General features: G+C 60.8%; 4 protein-coding genes. 2 read left to right on the forward strand and 2 right to left on the reverse strand.

What is annotated here, in order from left to right; translation table 11 throughout:
* Positions 1–124 precede the first annotated feature (124 nt).
* Positions 125–595: a tetratricopeptide repeat protein gene (locus VHL31_RS01595; protein WP_329659449.1), complete on the forward strand. Its 471-nt coding sequence runs from the start codon at positions 125–127 to the stop codon at positions 593–595.
* Positions 596–756: 161 nt separating this feature from the next.
* Here the strand turns inward: VHL31_RS01595 and VHL31_RS01600 are convergent.
* A protein-coding gene (locus tag VHL31_RS01600) for an IS5 family transposase (RefSeq protein WP_329659450.1) occupies positions 757–1,562 on the reverse strand; the annotation gives its coding sequence in 2 pieces (ribosomal slippage) (positions 757–1,232 and positions 1,232–1,562; 807 coding nt in all).
* A gap of 760 nt (positions 1,563–2,322) precedes the next feature.
* Here VHL31_RS01600 and VHL31_RS01605 point away from each other — a divergent pair.
* Positions 2,323–2,958, forward strand: coding sequence for an AAA family ATPase (locus tag VHL31_RS01605; RefSeq protein ID WP_329659451.1), 636 nt, complete (start codon positions 2,323–2,325; stop codon positions 2,956–2,958).
* A 1,308-nt stretch (positions 2,959–4,266) separates the two neighbouring features.
* On the opposite strand, the gene VHL31_RS01610 is transcribed toward VHL31_RS01605, so the two are convergent.
* Complete coding sequence (locus VHL31_RS01610) at positions 4,267–5,163, reverse strand: replication protein RepA (protein ID WP_329659452.1); 897 nt, start codon at positions 5,161–5,163, stop codon at positions 4,267–4,269.
* Positions 5,164–6,065: the final 902 nt, after the last annotated feature.

Here is a 6,065-nt window from a genome sequence, read left to right on the forward strand (position 1 = left end):
CCAGCAGACCTACAACCGGAGCTGGATCGTCGAGCGGCACGGCTACCGGACACCCGCCCAGGTTCGAGCCGGCCAGCTTGGTCAGATGCACATGGCCGCGTGAGCGCACATCGGTGTCTCATCATTGTGGACCGGTACACAAGCGATCAGGCTCAACCCTGGTGACCCGGATGTCCGCGTCCTGCGCGCGGGCGTGTATACAGATAAGGGCCAGCTCGATGAGGCCATCCGGGAGTACGAGACCGCCCTCTCCTTTGACCCGATCAACGATCCTGCATGGATGGACCTGGGCATCGTCTACTATCTGGCGGGTCGTCCGCAGGATGCCGCGGAGATCCTGAAGCAGAACCTCGACCAACGGCCGGATCGGGTAGCGGCCTGGGCGGTGCTGGCGGCTGCCAGGCAGGCCGAACTCGGTTCAACGACGCAAGCAGAAGAAGCCGCGGCAGAAGTGCTCCGGCTGAACCCCTTCTTCTCGGCGGAAGATCTCGCTGCTCCTTATGCCCAGCCAGACCTCAGGAAGCGGCTGACGGCCGGCCTGCAACGGGGCGGGGGCTGCCGTAACCTGCTCGGCAGGCCAGATTATCTACCCTGAGCAGGACCAACAGGCTGTGCAACGGCGAGCTTCTGCAGTTCAACGACAAGATGCTGGCGATTGGCTGATCGCCCAAAGGTTGCCTCGTCAGATCAGGGCAGGCTTTGAGGATCCCCTCCCCTTCCCGCACTGGATTATCCCGCAGGTACGGCTAAGAGTGCCTAACAGAACCACCGTTTGGCGAACTTGAGGCAGATCAGGCTGGCGGCGAGCAGGTGGAAGCCGGTGAGGATGTCCAGGCGCCGCTCGTAGCGGATGGCGAGCCTGCGGTACCGGCTGAACCATGCCAAGGTTCGCTCGATCACCCACCTTTGCCGACCGAGCTTCTCGCTTCGCTCGATCCCACGTCTGGCGATCCTGGGCACGATCTTGCGGCGGCGCAGGGCCCGGCGGCAGAAGTCGAAGTCGTAGCCTTTGTCGGCATGCAGCTTGGTCGGTCGCTTCCTTGGCCTTCCCACGCATTGCTTTACCGATGGCACCGCCTCGATCAGCGGCTCGAGGAGCTTGCTGTCGTGCCGGTTCGCCGCCGTGAGGAGGAGGGCGAGCGGGATACCGTGGCCGTCGACGAGGAGGTGGCGCTTGCTGCCGGGCTTGCCGCGATCCGTCGGGTTCGGGCCGGTTGCTTCGCCCCCCTTTTCGCCGCAAACGAGGCACTGTCGGCCGCACCCCGGTCCCAGTCGATGGCGTTCGCCCTGCCCAGCCGGTCGAGCAGCACACGGTGTAGCCGCGCCCATACCCCAGCCGCTTGCCAGTCGCGCAACCTGCGCCAGCAGGTCATGCCGGAGCCCCAGCCCATCTCCTGGGGCAGGTGTTCCCAGCCAATGCCGGTGCGCAGCACGAACACGATGCCGGCCAGGCAGGCGCGGTCCGACCTGCGAGGTCGGCCTCCCTTGGGCTTGGCAGGCTCAGGCGGCAGCAGAGGCGCAATCTCCTGCCACAGCTCATCGGAAACCAGGGGTGCAACCATGCCCGGCCAACAACGGCCGGACCGTCAGGTTCCGTTTTGATAGGCGCTCTAACCCGCCAGATCAGGTTTCCGTCCAGCAGGCCAATCCGACATGGCTTTCCGCAGCAAATTAGAGGAAGCGACAGAAGCCTGATCCTGGAGGCTCACGGCGGCGTCGGAAAACAGGTGTTTCTTGAACGCCAGGACCGCTTTAGCGGCCGTTTTCGCGGCAGCTGCCTCCCCTCCCCCGACAGTCGGCTTCCTCATCCCCTTGAGCATCCGAGAACTATCTCTTGAAACTACATCTCCGATTACGTGATCCGGAGGCGAGTATTTGGGGGCTGCGCACGTTTTGGTGTAACGGGGCAGCACTCAGATCAGGATACTGCACCCCAGCGTTTACAACCGCAGGCTGGAAGAAGTCGTCCCAGCAGGTGCGGGTGCGCCCTGCTCTCACACCGCGATCTGGCGGCGGTGGCAAAGCGCCTGGTGTGGCGCTCTCCACGCTGAATCGGCATCTGCCCAAGGTTCGCTCGATCGCTATGGCGAGGTGCCAGCATGAGGGCACTGGTGGCATGCCCTACACTCGTCGCCGCGGATCTGGCCTAGGCCCTGCCCTGCTCAACGCGATCGGACATCAGCATAGCAGGCAGCAATCAGACCTTCGGGTACCGCAAATATCGCAATCGTAGCGCCATATGGCAATATCATATACTTGCCATTGCGTCGTATCGTTGTTTACCCCTAGGTCAGTTCAGCAACATTCTCAAAGGCCGAACTGATGAAGATCATTGCTGTCGTGGCGCAAAAGGGCGGCGTTGGAAAAACCACTGTTAGTCAGTGCTTGGCCGTGGAGGCGCTTCGGCAGGGTCTCGCCGCCGCAATCATCGACACCGATCCGCAAAAGTCGGCGACGGAATGGGGTGAACAGCGTGAAGCAGCGGACATCGATGCGCCGGGTGTTATCGCTCTTGGCTCTAGGCCCCTCGCCTCGCTTGTTGCCGATCTGAGGAAGCGCGGCGCCAGCTTGGTTGTAATTGACACGCCGCCCCATTCAGCACCGGCGATCAATGCAGCACTTGACGTGTCGACAGGCGCCGTCATGGTAACCCGCCCGAATCCTATGGACGTTCGAGCGCTAGAAGCGACGTGGGGGATTGTCTCCCGCATGAGGAAGCCATCCGCAGCAGTCTTCACCCAGACCCCACCTGGGAATCGGGCGCGGGCCCTGGGTCTGGCGCGTGGACGACTGGAAGAACTGGAAATCCCATTCTGCCCTACCCCGATCAGCTATACGCTGAGCTTCCCCTATGCTCAAGCCGAGGCACTTGCCGTGCAGGAGCGCGAGCCTACTGGCAAGGCTCGGGCCGAGATCGCTGAGATCTGGGCCTGGATGAAACGAAACGAAATATTGTAATATTTTCATATGGCGATAGCACCTCGTTTTCGTCGTACCGTATGGAATAAGTGATCTGGACTTTGTATGGAGCCCGCAGACGATCTCTTGCGGTCTGCCGCTGCTTCGTCTTGTCGAGGACATCCTGCAGGCCGGCCGATGCGGAAAGTGGCAGTTCAACCAGCCGCTCCTACATCGTTTGGCATCGGTACAAGCTGCTCTTGTCAATGGGCTTGACGTCGAAACGGCCTCCTGCGTGCCTCGCCTTGGACGGGATCTTCACGCCTGAGCGTTCCAGAGCACAAAACCCTACCATCATAGCGCCATATGAAGCTATGATGCTTTGGCGCATGAATAGTATGGAGTGATTGCGAATGGCGAAGCCCCCAGCGAGTTATGGTGCGCGTGTGAAGCTGAAGGCGCCGGAGCCCGAGGATCTTGCGGTGCCTCCCACTCATCCAGGTGACACTGACGAAACTAGCCTACGGGCCGCCACCGGGCGCAGGCGACCAATGGAAACGAAGAGCGATCCAACGATCATCTACCTTCATCCAGACGGGAAGTACGAACTGAAGCGCTATGCCCTGGCGAGGGGGCCGAAGATAAAGGTACACGACTTACTCATCGAAGCCGTCGAAGAGTGGGCGAAGGCGCACGGCATTGCTGCTCCATTCCGCGTCCCTTCGGTGCGAGCGAGGAAAGGATAGCGCAGCATAATACGCTTATCCGCTTATACTATGAACATATTGCCATATGGTCATAGTATGGCAGTTGTGCACCTTCTGCGCTTTTGCTCATTGAGGTCGTGGCCTCGAGCTGCAGCGCCTTCCTGGTCGACCAGATCTGGATCAACCGTCGGTCTTGGAACAACGCGGACGGCGAGTGGATCCGGGCCCTTTAGCGGTACGACACGCGGCGGTGCCGAGTTCGGCTGTAGGAACGGGATGCGCTTTGAGCCGGAACGGCAGCCTACCCAAACTACCTCGATCGTCCGCGGTGTAGCGGGCGAACCCTTGGTCGTGCAGATCTGCGTGTGGACAGTCAGGAACCGGTCAGCGGGGAAGGGCATCTGGCACCGGCAATCAGTCGGTTCGAGCCGATCAACACACACATATAGCCATATAGCGACATCTTCATATGGCAATATCACCTCGCTGACTCCGGCACTTGTGCTGTTCTGTCATCCCGATCGATCGCGAGCATGGGTAAGAGCCTGGATAAGGCGCCACCAAAGTCCAACAGTTTGCCCAGAGTACTGCTAGCTTTCCCTCTGTATGCGGCCTCCTTCCTAGGGCAGCCTCGTGCCCAGGGAATTGGACTCTGGTGGCGCTACAGCTTAGTGATTGCCGGCCGCGACGGGCGGAGGACGACTCCGTGCTCGTCCACCGTCACCTTGGCATCGGGATAGACGGCAAGCGCCAGATCGAGGCTCTCGAGGAACTGCGCCCGGAAGGCGCGCAACCGCTTGAAGCCGGCGCCGAATTGAGCGTAAAGCGCCGTCCAGCTTACCTCAGTATCCCGTTTCAGGGCGTGAAGTCGGTAGGCTAGCCAGACGTAGACGTCCAGCGCCATTGAGCGGGGCCCAATCGCCCGCAGAGCTGTCTCACTCACGGGGACTGGATGCTCGCAAAGGGCACGATAGAAGGCCTCATCCAGCCGCACCTGATCTTGCCACAGTGATGGCTGGTCGATGGTTCCGGCCATGGTGATGGCACCCTCCACGAAGGCGCCGTTCCTCAGCAGTTCCCGCTCGCCTAAGCCGCCAAAGAAGGTCAGTCGGCACAAGGAAATGCGCTTTGCCTGCTCCTTGACCAGCCGATAGCTCTTGCCGCCAATGGACAGGCCCATCCTGCCGAGCCAGACCTGCATGCTTCGGCCGAGTTCGATTTCCCTTGAGCGGGTCTTGACGGCTTCCGACTGAAGAAAGAGTAGGATGAACCGTGCATAGGAGCCGTAGGGCAGGCCAACTTCGTGTCCCTGCCGGTCGACACCTGACTGCAGGATCAGGGTGAGATTGTGTCCTTCTCGCTTCCAGATCTTCTCGCCCTGCTCTTTGTGGGGCAGGGAGGTCAGCGCGAAGCCGGAATAGGTAAAACCGATGCCCTCGCTCTCCTCACCGAGGACTTGATAGGCAGCTTCTACCATCGCCCGCTCATGGCGGGTCACCGCCTGCCGGCGAGCTTCGTTGATCCCGTGCTGGAGGATCAGTTGGTGGACGTCAGCCATGCGTAGACCGTGCTGACTTCCATCCACCACGTCAACTTGGACTCTGGTGGCGCAAGCTATTCGAAGAAATATTTGATTCTTAAGATATTAGTTGGGCCACCAGAGTCCAAGGGATAAGGACGAGGATCGCCACCAGAGTCCAAGGAACCGAGCCACCAGAGTCCAATCTGCCTCGTGGAAAGGTGGTCATTTCGGTCTTCTTCAGGTGGGGCGGTGGCTGGTCCACAGGGCAGGATTTACGTGACAGTGTGGCTGTGTTGCACAATGCGTTGTCCCCGGGACTGTCTGTCTCCAGGAACTGCCGCGACCTAGAGGGGACGGGAGTGCCACACCCGACGATGTACCGCTCTTTTTGAACAGGTGAGCAGGGTAGGGGTAGCAATCCACGCCAAAAGCTGTCGGCAGCCCTGCATGGACGTGGCAGAGCGCGCAGATGACCTGAGCGGATCTGAAACCGCAGCTCGAACCTGCAGACTACGCCAGCAAGTTCTCCACCACCAAGTCCTTTACCCACCTGAGCTCCCGACATTGCCACGACACACGGTCGCAATCGGCCAGCGTGTCCCAATTGGCCTGTACCTCGCTTGTGACGAGCGGTGGTTGAGCAAGACCAACGGATTTCGGCCCATCTGGCGGTGAGGGATCAACCGGGACAAGGCGCTGGAACGTCCTGGATCCGGACAGGGCAGGGTGGCCCGTTCCGTCCGCTCCTTTCCTGCTGGGCCAGGTTACCGCCGAACGGACGGGGCCCAAGCGTCTCCCGTCGCCTCCGCCACCAGCCGAGCCTGAGCCTCTTCCACCTGCTCTGTACGACAATCCCTTCCAGATTGGCTTGTGGTGCGGGAACACCTTCTTCAGGGTTTTCCGACATGCAGGACAAGCGGCAGCCAAGCACGACGTAG

Origin of the sequence: Geminicoccus sp. (assembly GCF_036263595.1) — a bacterium.
Lineage (GTDB): Bacteria > Pseudomonadota > Alphaproteobacteria > Geminicoccales > Geminicoccaceae > Geminicoccus.

Excerpts from the sequence above, each read along its gene's own strand:
- VHL31_RS01605 (WP_329659451.1), top strand. The coding sequence starts at position 2,323 with ATGAAGATCATTGCTGTCGTGGCGCAAAAGGGCGGCGTTGGAAAAACC.
- VHL31_RS01610 (WP_329659452.1), bottom strand. The coding sequence starts at position 5,163 with ATGGCTGACGTCCACCAACTGATCCTCCAGCACGGGATCAACGAAGCT.